The organism is Sinomonas sp. T428B, from assembly GCF_056780155.1.
Genome location: NZ_JBRAZR010000001.1, coordinates 913,279 through 929,687, shown reverse-complemented (window position 1 = coordinate 929,687; position 16,409 = coordinate 913,279). Strand labels below are relative to the sequence as shown.

Sequence of the window (16,409 nt, the reverse complement as noted above, 5' to 3'; positions counted from 1 at the left end):
CGTGGTCACTGCGCGGCCTCCTTGCCGGACGTTCCGGCGCCCGCGGGTGCCGGGGTGATCTCTTCGGTGTTGAGCAGCGAGGCGGCCGCCGCGACGGCGCCGGCCACGTCGCCGTCGGCCGGGTACAGGAGCGTGCGGCCCACGGTGAGGCCCTGCACGCCGGGGAGGGCGAGGGCGCGGCCCCACGAGGCGAAGACCTCGTCCTGGTGGCCGGCCGGGTCCCCGCCGAGCAGCACGGTCGGCATGGTCGTGGCGGCCATGACGCGCTCCATGTCCTCGACCACGGGCAGCTTCATCCACGTGTAGGCGCTCGTGGAGCCGAGGCCCTCGGCGATCGCGATCGACTTGATCACCGCGTCGGTCGAGAGGTCGTTCTTGACCTTGCCGTCGACCCAGGCGGAGAGGAACGGCTCGACCATGGCGATAAGGCCGCGCTCGGCGAGCGAGTCGATCGCCTTGGCGGTGGCCTCGAGGAAGGGGGCCGTGGCCGGGTCGCCGAGGGCGATCCGCGTGAGCATCTTGCCGCCGTCGGCGCCGAGGTCGGCGAGGGCCTGGGCGGTGTGGCCCGTGAAGCGGTCGTCGAACTCGCTGACGTACCCGGCGAGGCCGCCGCGGTTCATCGAGCCGAAGACAAGCTTGCCCTCGAGCGCGCCGAGCAGGAGCAGGTCGTCCATGATGTCGGGGCTCGCGAGGACGCCGTCGACGGCGGGATTCGCGAGGGCGATCCGGAGCCGGTCGAGCAGCTCGCGCCGGTCGGCCATGGCCGCCGGGCGGCCCTGCGCCGAGAGGGCGCCGCGGGCTGGGTGGTCGGCGGCGACGATGAAGTTCTGCTTCCCCAGCACCGCCCCGGGGTGGCGGCGGCGGGCCTTCGCGGCCCGGGCGATCGCCTGCGGGTCCTCGAGCCGGATCTTGGTGAGGTGCTCGTAGCGGCGGGGATCGTCGTCGTGCGCGTTGGCGAGCGCGACCGCCTGCGCGACGGGGGCGCTCACTGGGCCACCGCCTCGGGGACGAGCCGGCCGCGTTCGGCCAGGAGCGAGGTGACCTCGTCCGGCGTCGGCATCGCGTCCGCGCACGAGAGGCGCGAGGCGACGATCGCGCCCGCGGCGTTGGCGTAGTCGAGGACCTGCGCGAGCGGCCAGCCCGCGAGCAGGCCGTGGCAGAACGCACCGCCGAAGGAGTCGCCCGCGCCGAGGCCGTTGAGGGTCTCGACCGGGACCGGGGCGGAGACGACGCGCTCGGTGCGGGTCTTGGCCATGACGCCCTCCGGCCCGAGCTTGACGACGGCGATCCCGACGCCGGCGGCGAGGAGGCGGTCCGCCTGCTCGTCGGGGGTGCCGTGGCCGACGGCGACCGCGCACTCCTGCTCGTTGCCGATCGCGACGCTCACGTGCGGCAGGACCTTGGCGACCTGCTCGCGGGCGGCCTCCTCGGTGTCCCAGAACATGGGGCGGTAGTCGAGGTCGAGGACCGTGAACCGGCCCGCTGCGAGGCCGGCGCGGGGGCGGGCCTCGTGGGCGGCGATGTGGGCCGAGCGGCTCGGCTCCTGGCACAGGCCGGTGACCGTGGACCAGAAGATGCGGGCGTCCCTGATCGCCTCGAGGTCGAGCTCCTCTGCCCTGATCTGCAGGTCCGGGGCGGTCGGGAAGCGGCCGTAGAAGTACAGCGGGAAGTCGTGCTGCTCGGGCAGGATCGCGCAGAACGTCGCGGGGGTCTGCAGGCCACCGATGGGGCGGACGTAGCGGTCGTCGACGCCGAACTTGGCCAGCTCGCGGTGGAGGTACTCGCCGAAGGGGTCGTCGCCCGTGCGGGTCACGACGGCGGTGCGGCGCCCGTGGCGCGAGGCGGCGACGGCGACGTTCGACGGTGAGCCGCCGAGGTACTTGCCGAAGCTCGTCACGTCCGCCAGGCCGACGCCGATGTCGTTGGGGTAGATGTCGACGCTGATGCGCCCCATCGTGAGAACGTCGTAGGTCACGGGTGCGGTGCCTTTCCTCGAAAGCCCGCGGTGCGGGCCGGCTTCGCTGCCTGTGGCCGCGGCCACAGGTCCACTCTGCTACAGAATCAATGTCCTGTCAAAAGTTTGTACTTACATGCTGCCATCGCGGATGACGGCGCGGGGCGGTTCCCCCTCCCCTCTCGTCGACAGGCTTGTCAGCGCGCGGGGACGGCGAGCTCGCCGGTCATGTACTGCGCGCGGCCAAAGCCGAAGGACCAATCGCCGGCGCCGTTCTCGACGTAGCCGATGAACACGTCCTCGCCAGGAACCCCCGCGTCGGCCAGGTTGCTTGAGATGGCGGCGAAGAGCGACTCCTTCGCCTCCTGGCTGCGGCCGCCCTGCGTGAAGATCTGGATCATGACGACGCCCCCGGAACGCTCGAAGCCGAGCCCGGCGTCCTGCGCCACGATCTGCCCGGGCGTGTGCTCGGTGACGATGTGGAAGTAGTCCCGCTCGGGGATCCGGTACTCGGCGAGGATCGCGTCGTGGATCGCGCGGCTGAGCCGGGAGAGCTGCTCGGGGCTGCGGCCGGCGTTGACGTCGATGCGGACGAGAGGCATGCGGAGAGCTCCTTTGGAGAATTTGTCCTGACATAAAGACAATATGCCGAAGCGGCTTGCGTCGCAAGCATTGTCCTAACAAAGCCAGGAAGTTCTCAGGCGAAGCGTGGGCGCACAGGCCCCCATCTCGGCGTCACAGGCCCCCACCTCGGCATCGCACACCCCCACCTCGGCGTCCTACACCCCCATTTCGGCGGAGCGGGGCTAGCGGGTCCGGATGGCGAGGAGCCCCGCGGCCGTCATGACGACGACCGCCGCGAGGATGGCCGCGAGCGGCGCGGTCCAGCCGCCGGCGGCCTCGCGGAGCCCGCCCACGATGATCGGCCCGGTCGAGGCGACGGCGTACCCGACCGACTGGATGACCGCCGTCATGCGCCGGTTCTCGTTGAGGCTGCGCGCCCGCTGGATCACGACCGTGAAGAGCACGGTGAACGTCCCACCCTGCGCGATGCCGCCCAGCACAGCCCACAGTGGCCACGCCTCGGGCGCCGCGAGGAGCCCGGCCGGCAGCGCGACCCAGCACAGCGCGACGAGCGCGAAGAGCCGCCCCGGCCCCCACGCGAAGGCGTGCGCGAGCGCCGGGACGAGCAGCGGCCCGGCGATCGCGAGGACCTGGAAGAGGCTCGCGGCGAAGCCCGCCTCGGAGGGGCTCATGCCGCGGGTCTGCACGAGGAAGGTGGGGAACCAGAGCGTGACGGCGTAGTACCCGAGGTTGTGCAGCGCGAACGTGACCGTGAAGAGCCACATCATGCGCCGGTTGGCGGGGCTGAGCCTAGAGGCGGGCACGGCCGGCAGCTGGCCGGTCTCGGTGCCCGGCTGAGCCTGGGCGGCGCGGGCCTGCGCACGACGGCGGGCGACGGCCGCCGCTGCCCCGCGCGGGAGGCCCCCGAAGCGCGCGTCGGCCCAGCGCGGGCCGTCCGCGGCGGGCGGGAAGACGAAGAGCCACATTCCGGCCGCGACCGCCGTGATCCCGAGCCAGGACACGAGCGACCAGTCCCAGCCGACGGCCCCCGCGAGCGGCGCCGTGAGCGCGGAGGCGAGGGTCGTGCCCACGTTGACGGCCGCCGTCGTGATCCCGGTCATGAGGGCGGCGCGGTGCGGGAAGTCCCGGCCCACGAGCACGGGCGTCGCGACGTTCACGATCGTCATGGCGACCCCGAGCAGGACCGTGCCGGCGAGCGCGCCGGCCGCGCCGCCGAACGAGCGCACCGCGATCCCGGCCGCGAGCCCCGCGAAGAAGTAGAGGACCGCGTGGTTGACGCCGACCCGTCCGATGAACCACGAGGCCGCGGGGGTGACGAGCCCGAAGCACAGCACGGGGATCGCGGTGAGCAGGCCCACGACGGCGGCGCCGAGTCCCGTGTCCGCCTGGATCTCCCCGAGGACGGGCCCGAGCCCCACGAGCGGGGCGCGCGCGTTGAGGGACAGGAGTCCGACGGCGATGAGCGCAAGCGCAGCTGCGCGGCTGATCGGGGCGCGGCTGGTCCGGGCGCGGCTGATCCGTCGGGGCACAGGAATCCTTCCAGAGCGCGGGCGGACGTTGTGGGAGCCTTCCCACCCTCTCACAGGGGTAGGGTGCCCTCAGGCCGTGTCCCGAGGGCCAACGAAGGAGTGTCCATGCCCGGAGCCAGCCCGACAGCCGTCTTCGCCGCCCACCCGCGCGCGACCGCGGACCCCGCCGCGCGGGCCGCGGCGGCGACCGACCGCTCGGGCTACGAGCCCCCGCACCCGCCCGACGTCGTCGTGCGCTGCGAGACGGCCGACGACGTGGCCCTCGCCCTCCGCCTCGCGCACGAGCACGGCATCCCGGTCGTGCCGCGCGGCACGGGCACGGGCCTCGCGGGCGGCTCGAGCGCGCACGCGGGCCAGGTGGTCGTGGATGTCTCGGGCATGGACCGGATCCTCGCGATCGACCCGGTCGAGATGACTGCCGTGGTCGAGCCGGGCGTCCTCAACGCCACGGTGAACGCCGCCGCCGCCGAGCACGGCCTGTTCTACGCGCCGGACCCGGCGAGCACGGCGATCTGCTCGATCGGCGGGAACATCGCCACGAATGCGGGCGGCATGTGGTGTGCGAAGTACGGGGTGACGCGCGAGTCGGTGCTGGGGCTCGCCGTCGTGCTCGCGGACGGCCGGCTCCTGCGCACGGGCCGCGCGACGATCAAGGGCGTGACCGGCTACGACCTCAACGCGCTGATGATCGGCAGCGAGGGCACCCTCGGGATCGTCGTCGAGGCGACGCTGCGGCTGCGCCCTCGGCCGGTCCGCACCGAGACGCTCGCGGCCTACTTCGACGAGGTCGAGGCCGCCGGCCGCGCGGCGTCGGCGATCACGGCGGCGAGGATCCAGCCGTCGATCCTCGAGCTCATGGACGCCGGGACGCTCGACGCCGTGGACCGCGCCACCGGGACGCGGCACCGCGAGCTCGGCGGGGCATTCCTGCTCGCCCAGACCGACGGGTTCGGCGCGCACCTCGAGCTCGACGCCGTCGAGGCCGCGGTCGCGCCGTTCGCCACCCTCGTGCGCCGGGCCGCCGATGCCGAGGAGGCCGCGGCCCTCGTCACCGCCCGACGCGACGCGATCCCCTCGCTCGAGCGGCTCGGCCGCGTCTCGATCGGGGACATCGCCGTGCCCCGGAACCGGCTCGCCGAGGCGTTCACGGGGCTCGAGGAGATCGCGGCCCGCACGGGCGTCCGGATCTTCTGCATCGCGCACGCCGCGGACGGGAACCTGCACCCGATGATCGTCGTGGGGCGGGACGAGTCCATCACCGAGGGTCCGGCCAAGGCCGCGCTCGGGGAGATGTTCCACCTCGCGCGGCGGCTCGGCGGCACGCTCACGGGCGAGCACGGAGTCGGGCTGCTCAAGCGCGAGTGGGTCGGCGAGGAGCTCGGCGAGCTCTCGCTGACCCTCCAGCGCTCCATCCGGCAAGCCTTCGACCCCGCCGGCATCCTCAATCCCGGCAAGGCGATCTGAGGGGCGCGGGGCCGGCTCTGCCCAGCCGGCCCCGCGCCCCGGTCCCTTACGCCCCCGGGGCCGCCGGCTCCCCGCCGAACCAGCCGCTCGGCGCGGGGGCGATGTTCTGCCAGATGTGCTTGGCCTCGCGGTACTCGTCGAGGCCCGAGCGGCCCAGCTCGCGGCCCACCCCGGATTTGCCGAAGCCGCCCCACTCGGCCTGCGGCACATAGGGGTGGTAGTCGTTGATCCAGACCGTGCCGTGCCGCAGCGCCCCGGCCACGCGCTGGGCCCGCGAGGCGTCGGAGGTCCACACGGCCCCCGCAAGCCCGTACTCGGTGTCGTTCGCGATCGCGATCGCCTCGGCCTCGTCGCGGAACGTCTCGACCGTCAGGACCGGCCCGAACGACTCCTCCCGGAGCACGGTCATGCCGGAGCGGCAGTTGCCGAGCACGGTCGGCGGGTAGAAGAACCCGTCCGCGAGCGCGCCCTCGTCGGGGATGTAGCCGCCGCAGAGCAGCTCCGCCCCCTCCGCGATGCCGGCCTGGACGTAGGCGTGCACCTGGTCCCGGTGGTGGGCGGAGATGAGCGGCCCGGTCTCGGCGGCCGGGTCGAAGGGCCCGCCCATGCGGATCTTCTGGGCCCGCTCGACGATCTCAGCGACGAAGCGCTCCGCGATCGACTCCTCGACCACGAGGCGCGCCCCCGCGGAGCAGACCTGGCCCGAGTGCAGGAACACTGCGGTGAGCGCGTTGTCGACGGCGGCGTCCCAGTCGGCGTCGGCGAAGACGACGTTGGGGTTCTTCCCGCCGAGCTCGAAGGCCACCCGCTTCACCGTCGGGGCCGCCGCGGCCATGATCGCCTGCCCCGTGGAGAGCCCGCCCGTGAGCGAGACGAGGTCGACGCGCGGGTCGGAGCTGAGCGGGCCGCCCACCGTCCGCCCGGTGCCGGTCACGAGGTTCGCGACGCCGGCCGGGACGCCGGCCTCGGCGAGGGTCTCCATGAGCAGGATCGAGGTCGACGGCGTGAGCTCGCTCGGCTTGAGGATGAACGAGTTCCCCGCCGCGAGCGCGGGCGCGACCTTCCAGGCGGCCTGCAGGAGCGGGTAGTTCCACGGCGCGATGAGCGCGCACACGCCCAGCGGCTCGTAGACGACCCGGCTCACGGCGTTGGCGCGGCCCGTGTCGATGACGCGCCCCGCCTCGAGGCCGGCGACCTTGCCGAAGTACCGAAAGCACGCGGCGATGTCGTCGATGTCGTACTCGGCCTCCACGAGCCGCTTGCCCGTGTCGAGCGCCTCGGCCCGGGCATAGGCAGCCTTGTCCCGCTCGAGCAGGTCCGCCACCTTGAGGAGGACGGCCCCGCGCTCGAGGTCGGTCAGCCGCCGCCACGGCCCGCCGTCGAACGAGGCGCGGGCGCTCGCGATGGCGCGCTCGGCGTCGGGCGCGGTGGCGGAGACGACGACGGCGACCTCGCTCCCGTCCGCGGGGCAGCGGACGGTGCTGGTCCCGCCGTCGGCCGACTCCTGCCACGCGCCGTCGATGTACAGGCCCTTGATCGTCTGCTGGCGGGCGTCCTGAGCGCTGTCCTGGACAGTCGCGGTCATCGTGTCTCCTTCATCGGGTTGGTAGAGGCGTGTGGGGCGGGGCTGTCCGTCTGAGAGCGCAGGCTACGATGCACGGCTCGACCCGGCGCCATTGACTGCAAGCTCGTCGGGGATCGGGCCGGCAAGGTCGGCCGCGGCATCGGCATCGGCAGCCGACGATGCGACGCCAGCTGACGGAGCCGCCGGGGCCGCGGCCGCGTGCTCGGCGAGGACGCCGGTCTGGTGCCTGATCTTGAAGCGGTAGAGCAGGGCCCCTCCGACGGTGACCGTGGCGACGAAGATGACCCCGCCCCACTGCAGGTACCACTCAAACGGCGGGACCGAGTTGTAGATCTCCTGGCGCGGCCAGATGAGGTTCACCGTCATGGCGCCGCCCCAGAGGACCGCGAGGATGTTCACGGGCAGTCCCCACTTCCCCATGCTGAATCCAGCCTCCGACCGGTCATCGAGCAGCGGCCACTTCCTGGCGAGACGCTTGCGCAGCAGCGGAACGGTGACCAGCAGGTAGGACAGGTAGATCAGGACGATGCTGATGCTGGACAGGATCGTGAAGATCGCCGGCTGCATGACGTTGACCAGCAGCGGGATGACGGCCAGGACGCCGATCACGATGGCCGCGACGGTGGGGGTCCTGCGGACAGGGTCGACCTTGCTCAGCTGCCGGCTGAACGGCAGGTTGTTGTCCCGGGCCATGGCGAACATCATGCGGATCGCTGCGGCGTGGACGGCCAGCGTGCAGACCACCACGGCCACCACGATGCACACGAGGAAGGCCTTGCCGAAGGGTCCGCCGAGGACCGAGAGCACGATGTGCTGCAGACCGCCGTCGGCGGATCCCAGCTTGGCGTCGCCCAGGTCCGGCGCTGCCATGATGCCGAAGAACAGGAGCAGCCCGCCCAGCAGGAAGGACGCCGTCACGGCCCGCAGGATGGCCTTCGGCGCGGTGCGCTTGGGATCCTTTGTTTCCTCGCCGAGGGAGCTGGCGGTGTCGAACCCGTACATGACGTAACCGGAGGCCATCGCGCCGATGAGGAAGACGCCGAAGAAGCCGAGGTCCTGGCCTTCGCCGAAGCCGGCGGTGTCGAAGAAGACCTCAGGGCCGCGGACGATGTGCCAGCCCAGCGCGAGGATCAGCAGCACGGCCGCGATCAGCTCCACGAAGACGCCGATGCTGTTGATCAGGGTCATGAGCTTCACGCCGAACGCGTTGATGAGCGTGGAGATGGTGATCATGATCGTCGCCAGCAGGACGCCGTTGAGCGCGAAGTCGTACTGTCCGGTCCCGTCGCCGATCAGCTGGAAGCCCGACCAGAGCTGCGGCAGGGTGATCTGCAGCGCGAGCGCCACGGATCCCAGCGCCATGATGGAGGACAGCAGCAGGAGCCAGCCGGCAAGCCAGGCCGAGGTCCCAGAGGCGAGCCGCTTGGCCCAGTTGTAGACCGAGCCGGCCACGGGGTAGCGGCCTGCCAGTTCGGCAAAGCACAGCGCCACCATCAGCTGGCCGACGAAGACCATGGGCCAGGACCAGGCATACGCCGGGCCGGCCATGGAGAAACCAAAGTAGAACAATTGAAAAACACCGGTGAGGATGGAGATGTAGCTGACACCCGCGGCGAAGCTGGCGAATTTGCCGATGCTTCGATCCAACGTCTGGGTGTAGCCGAATTCTTCCATGCCGCTTGAATCAGTACTCTTGCTGGGTTCCGACATCTGAACTCCTAAGTCAGAAAAGCACGACGGTGATGATCCGCGGCCGCCATTGGTCGCGGATTCATTCACACAGGTGAATTCGACGGCCGGGCCCCGCGCCGCAGCGCCCGGCCGTCTCCCCCCATTTGCTGATGACTGGCGTGTTCTGTCCGCCCCGTTCCCGGTGAAAGATCCCTGGGAGCATAGCCAACGAGTGCGGATATGGATTGAAAAAATATGGACGCCCGCCGCCGGACTCCACGGCGTGTGGCGTAGGTCATACGCTCAAGGCTAGTTGATCTTGAACATGCGTTCAAGATGGAAGCCGCGTGCGCCGCCCGTCAGGCGAGTGCCCCAGCGACTTCCGCCTCCGCCGTCGCGGCCTCGCCGCTCCGGCTCGCGCGGATGAGGTCTGCGCAGCGTTCGCCGATCATCATGACGGTGATGTTGGGGTTCACCGTGACGTGCTCCGGCATGACGGAGGCGTCCGCGACGCGCAGGCCCGTGACGCCCTTGACCCGCAGCTCGGGGTCCAGCGGCGACATGACGTCGTCGGCCGATCCCATGCGCACGGTGCCGACGGGGTGGTACACGGTGTTGTGCGTCTTGCGGATGTAGTCCTGCAGCTCCTCGTCGGTCTGGGCCTCGACGCCGGGCGAGAGCTCCCGGCCGGTCCATTCGGCCATGGCCGGCTGGGCGGCGATCTCGCGTGCCTTGCGGATGCCGGCGACCATGACGCGCATGTCGTGGCCCTCCGGATCGGTGAAGTAGCGCGGGTCGACCGCGGGCTTGTCGCGGAAGTCGCGGCTGCGGAGCCGGACCGTGCCGCGGGAGCGGGCGTGCGTGACGTTCGGGGTGAGGCTGAAGCCGTTCTCCGTGGTGGGATAGCCGTGCCGCAGGGTGTTCATGTCGAAAGGGACCGAGCCGTAGTGCATCATGAGGTCCGGGCGGTCCAGGCCCTCCTCGGTGGGCGTGAAGATCCCGATCTCCCACCACTGCGTCGACGTCTGCACCATCGGCTGCTTCGCTTCGAACTGCACGACGCCCTCGGGGTGGTCCTGCAGGTTCTCGCCGACGCCCGGAGAGTCCACCACGACCTGGATGCCGTGCTCGGCCAGATGGGCGGCGGGACCGATGCCCGAGAGCATGAGCAGCTTGGGCGAGTCGATGGCGCCCGCAGAGAGCACCACCTCGCAGCGCGCGGAGAGCCGATGCGTCCGGCCGAACGCCGAGTCCACGACGTCGACGCCGGTGCACCGCTTGTCCGCGTCGAACACCAGCTGGCGGGCGCGCAGGCCGGTCAGCAGGGTGAAATTCTCACGCTCGATGATCGGGTGGATGTAGGAGACCGAGCTCGAGGAACGCGTGCCGTCCGCGCGGCGGTTGATCTGGAAGAAATTGGCGCCGTTGATCACGGTGGTGCCGGTATTGAACTTCGCACGCGGAATTCCAGCCTGTTCGCACGCGTCGAGGAGCGCGACGCCGGCCGGGTCCGCCGGGGGCACGTTCATGAGGTGCACGGGGCCCGAGTCGCCGTGGTGCGGCGCGTCCGGGCCGGCGTCCTCATTGGTCTCCAGCCGCTGGTACAGCGGCCAGGCGGCCGCGGCGTTCCAGCCGGTGGCGCCGTACTTGGACTCCCACTCATCCAGGTCCTCCCGCGGGGCCCAGAAGGCGATGCAGGAGTTGTGGCTCGAACAGCCGCCCATGACCTTCGCGCGGGCGTGCCGCATGAAGGAGTTCCCGTTCTCCTGGGGCTCGATCGGGTAGTCCCAGTCGTAGCCCGATTCGAGCAGCTCCATCCAGCGGTCGAGCTGCAGGATCTCGGGGATGCCGCGGTCGTCCGGCCCGGCCTCCACGAGCGCAACGGACACGTCCGGGTTCTCGCTCAGCCTCGCGGCGACTGCGGCGCCGGCGGATCCGCCACCGATGACGATGTAGTCGAACTCCCGGTCCTCGAGGTTTTCAACATTGTCGATGTGCATCTAGTTCTCCTTGCTGTGGTCAATGGTCCAGCCGGTCACCTGCGCCGCTGGCGTTGGCCCGGGCAATGAGGCAAGAAATCGGGGAAATTGCGTAGCTCGCAACTCGATTCAACATGAACAACAGTTGCCTAGGTCACAGAGCGAAGTCAAGGACTGGACACATGTTCAGGAAAAATGACACACTTCAGAGCATCGCGCCGGCGATCAGGAGCAGGCCGAAGGCCCCGACCGCCACGCTGCCGGCGAGCCCGCTCCACCGGCGCAGGCCGGGTCCGCCCCGGTCGCGGAGGAACCCGCCGCCCGAGACGAGGAGGGCCTGCCAGGTGAAGGACGCTCCCCCGACGCCGGCCAGAAAGGCGATCGCCGCCGCGCCGTCCGCGGACAACTGCGGGAGGCCTGCGGCGATGGCCGCGAAGTACACGAGAGTCGCGGGATTGACCAATGTCAGCCCGAAGAACATCCCGAATCGCCGCAGCCCCCGCCCCGCGGGCACGACGTCGCGCACGATGCCGGCCCGCCGGCCGGGCAGCCCGCCGCGCACGACGCCGACGGGCCGGGCGGGCGCGGACCCGCGCCTGAGGCCGCGGGCCAGTCCCGCGGCCGCGACGGCGAGGAGCGCCGCTCCCCCGGCAATGGCCGGCCAGGGATCCCAGCGCGCGACGAGCGGCGCCGCCACAGCGCCCAGGGCAACCGCGGCGGCGGCGTAGAGGAGGTCGACAGCGGCGACGGCGGCGGCCGCGGGGAGGCCCCCACGCAGGCCCCGCTCGAGGCCCTCGCGGATGAGGAGCACGCCGACGGCGCCGAGGGGCACGGCGACCGCGAGTCCGGCCACGAGGCCGCCCGCGAGTGCCATGCCGGGGTTCATGCCGCCAGTGTGCGCCCGCCGCGCTGCGGGCACTGAGAATTCCGCCGTCCCGCGAGTAGATTCATGGCATGGATGCCATCGATCGTCGGATCACGGACATCCTCGTGGCGGACGGCAGGGCATCGTTCAGCGAGATCGGCCGGCAGGTCGGCCTGAGCACCAACGCGGCGGCGGCCCGCGTCCGCAGGCTCGAGCGGGACGGGGTCATCGTCGGGTACCGCGCCGTCCTCGCCGTCCACGAGCCCGTGCCCCACGCCGGGATCGAGGCCTTCGTCGATGTCCGGCTGCAGCCGGAACGCGACTCCGAGGGGTTCCTCGTGTGGGCGCGGACGAGGGCGGAGGTCGTGGACGCCGCCCATGTCACGGGCCCCTACGACTACTACCTCCACGTCCGGGTCCGCGACGTCCCTGCACTGGATGCGCTCCTGCGGACCCTCAAACGGGACGCAGGCGCGGCCCAGACCCAGACGCGGATTGCGCTGCGCTGAGATGCAGTCCGTTCCGCAGTGGCCGGGCGCCCGCGGTGGCCCAGAGACTCAGAGGAGGTCGGTCAGGATGATCGCGACGTCAAGCTGGCGGACGAGCCGCGAGTGGGCGTCCACGTCGTGGGCCTGCCCGGGGAGGGGCGTCGAGTCGGTGGCGCCCGGCCGCGGTGAGACGGGGGCGGGGAGGCTACCCGGGGTCCGGGGGATGCGCCGCTTCACAGCAGGCCCCCTACGCCCGCGGGACGATCCGCGGTCGGCGCCTGGGCGTGGTGGCCCAGGCGGTCATTCGGCGTCCGGTGTCCGGAACGGTTCCACATCTGGACGACGTCATCGACATCCACCATGGCCCCCGCCTCCTCGGTCTAGCTCTGTGGCGGTCGGTCCGGGGTCTGCATCCCGTCCCGCTGTCGCTTTAACTCTAAACCTGTGAGTTCACATGTCAAGGGTTTACCATGAGGTAGATCACACGCAAGGGAGGACGGGCACATGAGCAGCTGGAGGGAACAACTCGCCTTCGCACCCCTGGAGAACGCGGTGCGCGGGGAGGAGACCGGCCGCCGGCTCCGCCAGGCCATCGAGCTGGGGCTCCTCGAGGACGGCACGCAGCTGCCGAGCGAGAACGACCTCGCCGCGATGATGGGCATCTCGACCCAGACCCTGCGCTCGGCCCTGGCCGAGCTGCGCCATCTGGGCCTCGTCGAGACCCGGCGCGGGCGCGGCGGCGGCAGCTTCGTCCGGGCCAACACCGGGGACATCGCCCGCGCCCGGCGGGAGACCCTGGCCGCGTACTCGCTCGAGGACCTGCGCGACATCCGCGAGTACCGCGCCGTCCTGGCCGGCTCCGCGGCCGCCGCCGCGGCCGGAAGGTCCCAGCAGATCTCCCTCAGCCGCCTCGCCTCCCTCGCCGCGATGGTCGGCCTGGCCGGCGAGCCCGTGGACCGGGCCCGCGCGGACAGCAAGTTCCACACCGAGCTCTCCGCCGCCTCGCGCTCGGTCCGGCTCACCCGGCAGGACATGGCCCTGCAGGCCGAGGTCGGGCCCCTGATCTGGACCAGCCCCGCCGGCGACGCCCGCCTGGCCGCCCAGGAGCACGCCGCGATCGTCGAGGCCATCCGCGCCGGCGACACAGGAGAGGCCCGCGCCCGGGCCGAGGACCACATCCGCCGCGAGATGAACGGCCTCATCGACCTGCGCGTGTCCATGGACACCGCCGCGCCCGGGGCCCCGCCCAAGGCCAGCGGGCAGGCCGACGCGATCGCCGCGATCGAGGCCCTCGCCCAGAAGATCGAGGCCACCGCCGCCGCGTCGATCCACGTCCTCGAGGACGCCGTCCACGCCGCCCTCGACGCCTCCACCGACGGGGCCTCGCTCGAGGCCCTCACCGGCGTCTACGACATCGCCCACCGCACCCTCGCCCAGGCCTCCCCCATGCTCTACGGCCTGGGCTTCTTCACCGAGGCCGCCTACTTCGGCCAGGCCGAGACCATCTGGTCCTACATCCCGCCCGGCCGCACCACACCCCAGCGGCTCGAGATGGACCTGGAGTTCTACGACTTCGCCAGCACCCCCTGGTGGCCCCGCGAGGGCACCGAGCACGCCGTCCAGAGCAGCTACGCCTACGTGGACCCCAACGGCTCCAACGCCTACATCATCAGCTTCAGCAAACGCATCATGCGCGACGGGAAGATGACCGGCGCCGCCACCGCCGACGTCCTCGTCAGCCACCTCCAGACCGACTTCGCACCACTCCTGGACGCCCTCCCCCCAGGCTCCTGCATCGTCGACCAGCTCGGCATCGTCATCGCCACCAACGCCGGCAGCCTCATCGGCGAGATCCTCACCCCCCCACCGAACGGCGGACACACCCTCGACCTCCCCGCCGTCCCCTGGCACCTCCACATCGCCCCGACCCGCTGACCCGCGAGAGGTTAACCCAACAGGGGGCGCGTCGCACGACGCGCCCCCTGCGGGCATCGAGAGCCGAAGGCCCTCAGCACTCGATGACGTTCACTGCGAGACCGCCGCGCGAGGTCTCCTTGTACTTGACCTTCATGTCGGCGCCGGTCTCGCGCATGGTCTTGATGGCCTTGTCGAGCGAGACCTTGTGGGTCCCGTCGCCGCGCAGGGCCATGCGCGCGGCGTTGATGGCCTTGTTGCTGGCCACGGCGTTGCGCTCGATGCACGGGATCTGCACGAGCCCGCCCACGGGATCGCACGTGAGGCCGAGGTTGTGCTCGATCCCGATCTCCGCGGCGTTCTCGACCTGCTCCGGGGTCCCGCCGAGGACCTCGCAGAGGCCGCCCGCGGCCATGGCGCACGCCGAGCCCACCTCGCCCTGGCAGCCGACCTCGGCGCCGGAGATCGAGGCGTTGATCTTGAACAGGATGCCGACCGCCGCAGCGGTGAGCAGGAAGCGCACCACGGCGTCGTCATCGGCCCCGGGGACGAACTTCACGTAGTAGTGCAGCACGGCGGGCACGATGCCGGCCGCGCCGTTGGTGGGCGCGGTCACGATGCGCCCGCCCGAGGCGTTCTCCTCGTTGACCGCGAGCGCGAACAGGTTGACCCAGTCCATGGCCCGGATCGGGTCGGTGCTGTTGCCCTCCGCCTCGAGGTCCCTCAGGAGCTTGGGCGCCCGGCGCGAGACCCTGAGCCCGCCCGGGAGCAGCTTCTCGGTGCGCGTGCACCCGTTGTGCACGCACTGCTTCATGACGCCCCAGATGCGGAGCAGCTCCGCGCGGAGCTCCTCCTCGCTGCGCCAGGACAGCTCGTTGGCGAGCATGATGTCGCTGATGCGCAGGCCCTCGCGGCGGCAGTGCGCGAGGAGCTCCGCCCCGGTCGTGAACGGGTACGGCAGGGGCGTCGAGTCCTCGACGATCCTGTCCGCCCCCGCGGCCGCCTCGTCGACGACGAAGCCGCCGCCCACCGAGTAGTAGGTGGCCTCGCGCAGGAGCTGGCCGGCGCCGTCGAACGCGCGGAACACCATCCCATTGGGGTGGGCGGGAAGGCTCTTGCGGCGGTGCATGACGACGTCCGTGTCCCGGGTGAAGGACACGTACCGCTCCCCCGCGAGGTGCAGCTTGCCGTCAGTGGTGGCCTGCGCGACGCGCGCGTCCGCCGTGTCGGTGTCCACGGTCTCCGGGCTCTCGCCCTGGAGGCCGAGGATCACGGCCTTGTCGGACCCGTGGCCGTGGCCGGTGGCCCCGAGGGACCCGAACAGCTCCGCCTGGACCCGCTCCGTCCGGCCGAGCAGGCCGGCCTCGCGGATCCCGTCGGTGAAGAGGAGCGCCGCGCGCATCGGGCCCACCGTGTGGGAGGAGGAGGGCCCGATGCCCACGGTGAACATGTCGAGCACGCTCAGCGCCACGACAATGCTCCTCTCTTCGTGTTGCCGGTTCGGCTCACCGCAGGACGACCGTCCGGTTTCCGTTGAGCACCACGCGCCCCTCGCAGTGCCAGCGCACCGCGTCGGAGAGCGCCTTGCACTCAGCGTCGCGGCCCACGGCCACGAGGTCCTCGGGCGAGTGGGTGTGGTCCACCGCGATGACCTGCTGGGCGATGATCGGCCCCTCGTCGAGCTCCGCGTTGACGTAGTGGGCGGTGGCCCCGACCGTCTTGACGCCGCGCTCCCACGCCTGGTGGTACGGCTTGGCGCCCTTGAAGGACGGCAGGAACGAGTGGTGGATGTTGATCACCTTGCCCGCCATCCGCGTCGCGAGGGCGTCCGAGAGCACCTGCATGTAGCGGGCCAGGACCACGAGCTCGACGCCGTACCCGTCCACGAGCGAGAGCAGCTTGGCCTCGGCCTCGGGCTTGGTCTCGGCGGTGACGGGGATGTGGTGGAACGGGATCCCGTGCCACTCGACGAGCCCGCGGTGGTCCTCGTGGTTGGACACGACGGCCACGACCTCGACCGGGAGCTCCCCGATCCGGGCGCGGAACAGCAGGTCGTTGAGGCAGTGCCCGAACTTGGAGACCATGATCAGCACGCGGGTCTTCTCCCCCGCCGGCCGCAGCCTCCACTCCATGCCGAACCGCTCCGCGACCGGCGTGAACTCGCCGCTGAGCCGCTCGCCGTCGCCCGCAGCCCCCGACTCAGGCGTCTCGAAGTGGACGCGCATGTAGAAGTGCCCGCCGCGGCGGTCGCCGAACTGCTTGATGTCCACGATGTCGCACCCGCGCTCGGCGAGGAACCCGGAGACCGCCGAAACGATCCCGGGTCCCTCGGCGCAGTCGAGCGTCAGGACGAACTCACGCGCCTCGCCGGTCAT

14 protein-coding genes are annotated in these 16,409 nt (G+C 71.4%); 3 read left to right on the top strand and 11 right to left on the bottom strand.

Annotated elements, in window-relative coordinates:
• Positions 1–5: 5 nt before the first annotated feature.
• The 4 genes from ACUYMY_RS04355 to ACUYMY_RS04340 form a co-directional block, all read right to left on the bottom strand.
• A complete protein-coding gene (locus ACUYMY_RS04355; RefSeq protein ID WP_481702399.1) occupies positions 6–989 on the bottom strand; it encodes a Cgl0159 family (beta/alpha)8-fold protein in 984 nt (327 codons plus the stop codon).
• Positions 986–1,975: a 5-dehydro-2-deoxygluconokinase gene (iolC, locus tag ACUYMY_RS04350; protein ID WP_481702398.1), complete on the bottom strand. Its 990-nt coding sequence runs from the start codon at positions 1,973–1,975 to the stop codon at positions 986–988. The genes ACUYMY_RS04355 and iolC overlap by 4 nt, the downstream gene beginning before the upstream one ends.
• Before the next feature lie 176 nt (positions 1,976–2,151).
• Positions 2,152–2,556 carry a tautomerase family protein gene (locus tag ACUYMY_RS04345; protein ID WP_481702397.1) on the bottom strand — a complete coding sequence of 135 codons (405 nt, stop codon included), beginning with the start codon at positions 2,554–2,556 and terminating at the stop codon, positions 2,152–2,154.
• Positions 2,557–2,760: 204 nt separating this feature from the next.
• Positions 2,761–4,068 carry an MFS transporter gene (locus ACUYMY_RS04340; RefSeq protein WP_481702396.1) on the bottom strand — a complete coding sequence of 436 codons (1,308 nt, stop codon included), beginning with the start codon at positions 4,066–4,068 and terminating at the stop codon, positions 2,761–2,763.
• Positions 4,069–4,173: 105 nt separating this feature from the next.
• Between ACUYMY_RS04340 and ACUYMY_RS04335 the strand changes: the two genes are divergently transcribed.
• A complete protein-coding gene (locus ACUYMY_RS04335; protein WP_481702395.1) occupies positions 4,174–5,532 on the top strand; it encodes an FAD-binding oxidoreductase in 1,359 nt (452 codons plus the stop codon).
• Positions 5,533–5,578: 46 nt separating this feature from the next.
• Here ACUYMY_RS04335 and ACUYMY_RS04330 read toward each other — a convergent pair whose 3' ends face one another.
• The 4 genes from ACUYMY_RS04330 to ACUYMY_RS04315 all read right to left on the bottom strand — a co-directional run bounded on the left by ACUYMY_RS04330 (position 5,579) and on the right by ACUYMY_RS04315 (position 11,653).
• The gene (locus ACUYMY_RS04330) at positions 5,579–7,117 is read right to left on the bottom strand and encodes an aldehyde dehydrogenase family protein (protein WP_481702394.1); all 1,539 of its coding nucleotides are present in this window, start codon (positions 7,115–7,117) and stop codon (positions 5,579–5,581) included.
• Between the two features lie 63 nt (positions 7,118–7,180).
• On the bottom strand, positions 7,181–8,791 hold the full coding sequence (locus ACUYMY_RS04325; protein WP_481702393.1) for an APC family permease: 1,611 nt from the start codon (positions 8,789–8,791) through the stop codon (positions 7,181–7,183).
• A gap of 356 nt (positions 8,792–9,147) precedes the next feature.
• The gene (locus tag ACUYMY_RS04320) at positions 9,148–10,788 is read right to left on the bottom strand and encodes a GMC family oxidoreductase (protein WP_481702392.1); all 1,641 of its coding nucleotides are present in this window, start codon (positions 10,786–10,788) and stop codon (positions 9,148–9,150) included.
• Positions 10,789–10,972: 184 nt separating this feature from the next.
• Positions 10,973–11,653, bottom strand: a complete 681-nt coding sequence (locus tag ACUYMY_RS04315) for a hypothetical protein (RefSeq protein WP_481702391.1) — start codon at positions 11,651–11,653, stop codon at positions 10,973–10,975.
• Positions 11,654–11,721: 68 nt separating this feature from the next.
• Between ACUYMY_RS04315 and ACUYMY_RS04310 the strand changes: the two genes are divergently transcribed.
• A complete protein-coding gene (locus ACUYMY_RS04310) occupies positions 11,722–12,141 on the top strand; it encodes an Lrp/AsnC family transcriptional regulator (protein ID WP_481702390.1) in 420 nt (139 codons plus the stop codon).
• Positions 12,142–12,189: 48 nt separating this feature from the next.
• On the opposite strand, the gene ACUYMY_RS04305 is transcribed toward ACUYMY_RS04310, so the two are convergent.
• Positions 12,190–12,357, bottom strand: a complete 168-nt coding sequence (locus ACUYMY_RS04305; protein ID WP_481702389.1) for a hypothetical protein — start codon at positions 12,355–12,357, stop codon at positions 12,190–12,192.
• A 267-nt stretch (positions 12,358–12,624) separates the two neighbouring features.
• Between ACUYMY_RS04305 and ACUYMY_RS04300 the strand changes: the two genes are divergently transcribed.
• Positions 12,625–14,055: a GntR family transcriptional regulator gene (locus tag ACUYMY_RS04300; protein WP_481702388.1), complete on the top strand. Its 1,431-nt coding sequence runs from the start codon at positions 12,625–12,627 to the stop codon at positions 14,053–14,055.
• A 73-nt stretch (positions 14,056–14,128) separates the two neighbouring features.
• Here ACUYMY_RS04300 and ACUYMY_RS04295 read toward each other — a convergent pair whose 3' ends face one another.
• On the bottom strand, positions 14,129–15,505 hold the full coding sequence (locus ACUYMY_RS04295; RefSeq protein ID WP_481702387.1) for an L-serine ammonia-lyase: 1,377 nt from the start codon (positions 15,503–15,505) through the stop codon (positions 14,129–14,131).
• Between the two features lie 34 nt (positions 15,506–15,539).
• A complete protein-coding gene (purU, locus tag ACUYMY_RS04290; RefSeq protein ID WP_481702386.1) occupies positions 15,540–16,409 on the bottom strand; it encodes a formyltetrahydrofolate deformylase in 870 nt (289 codons plus the stop codon).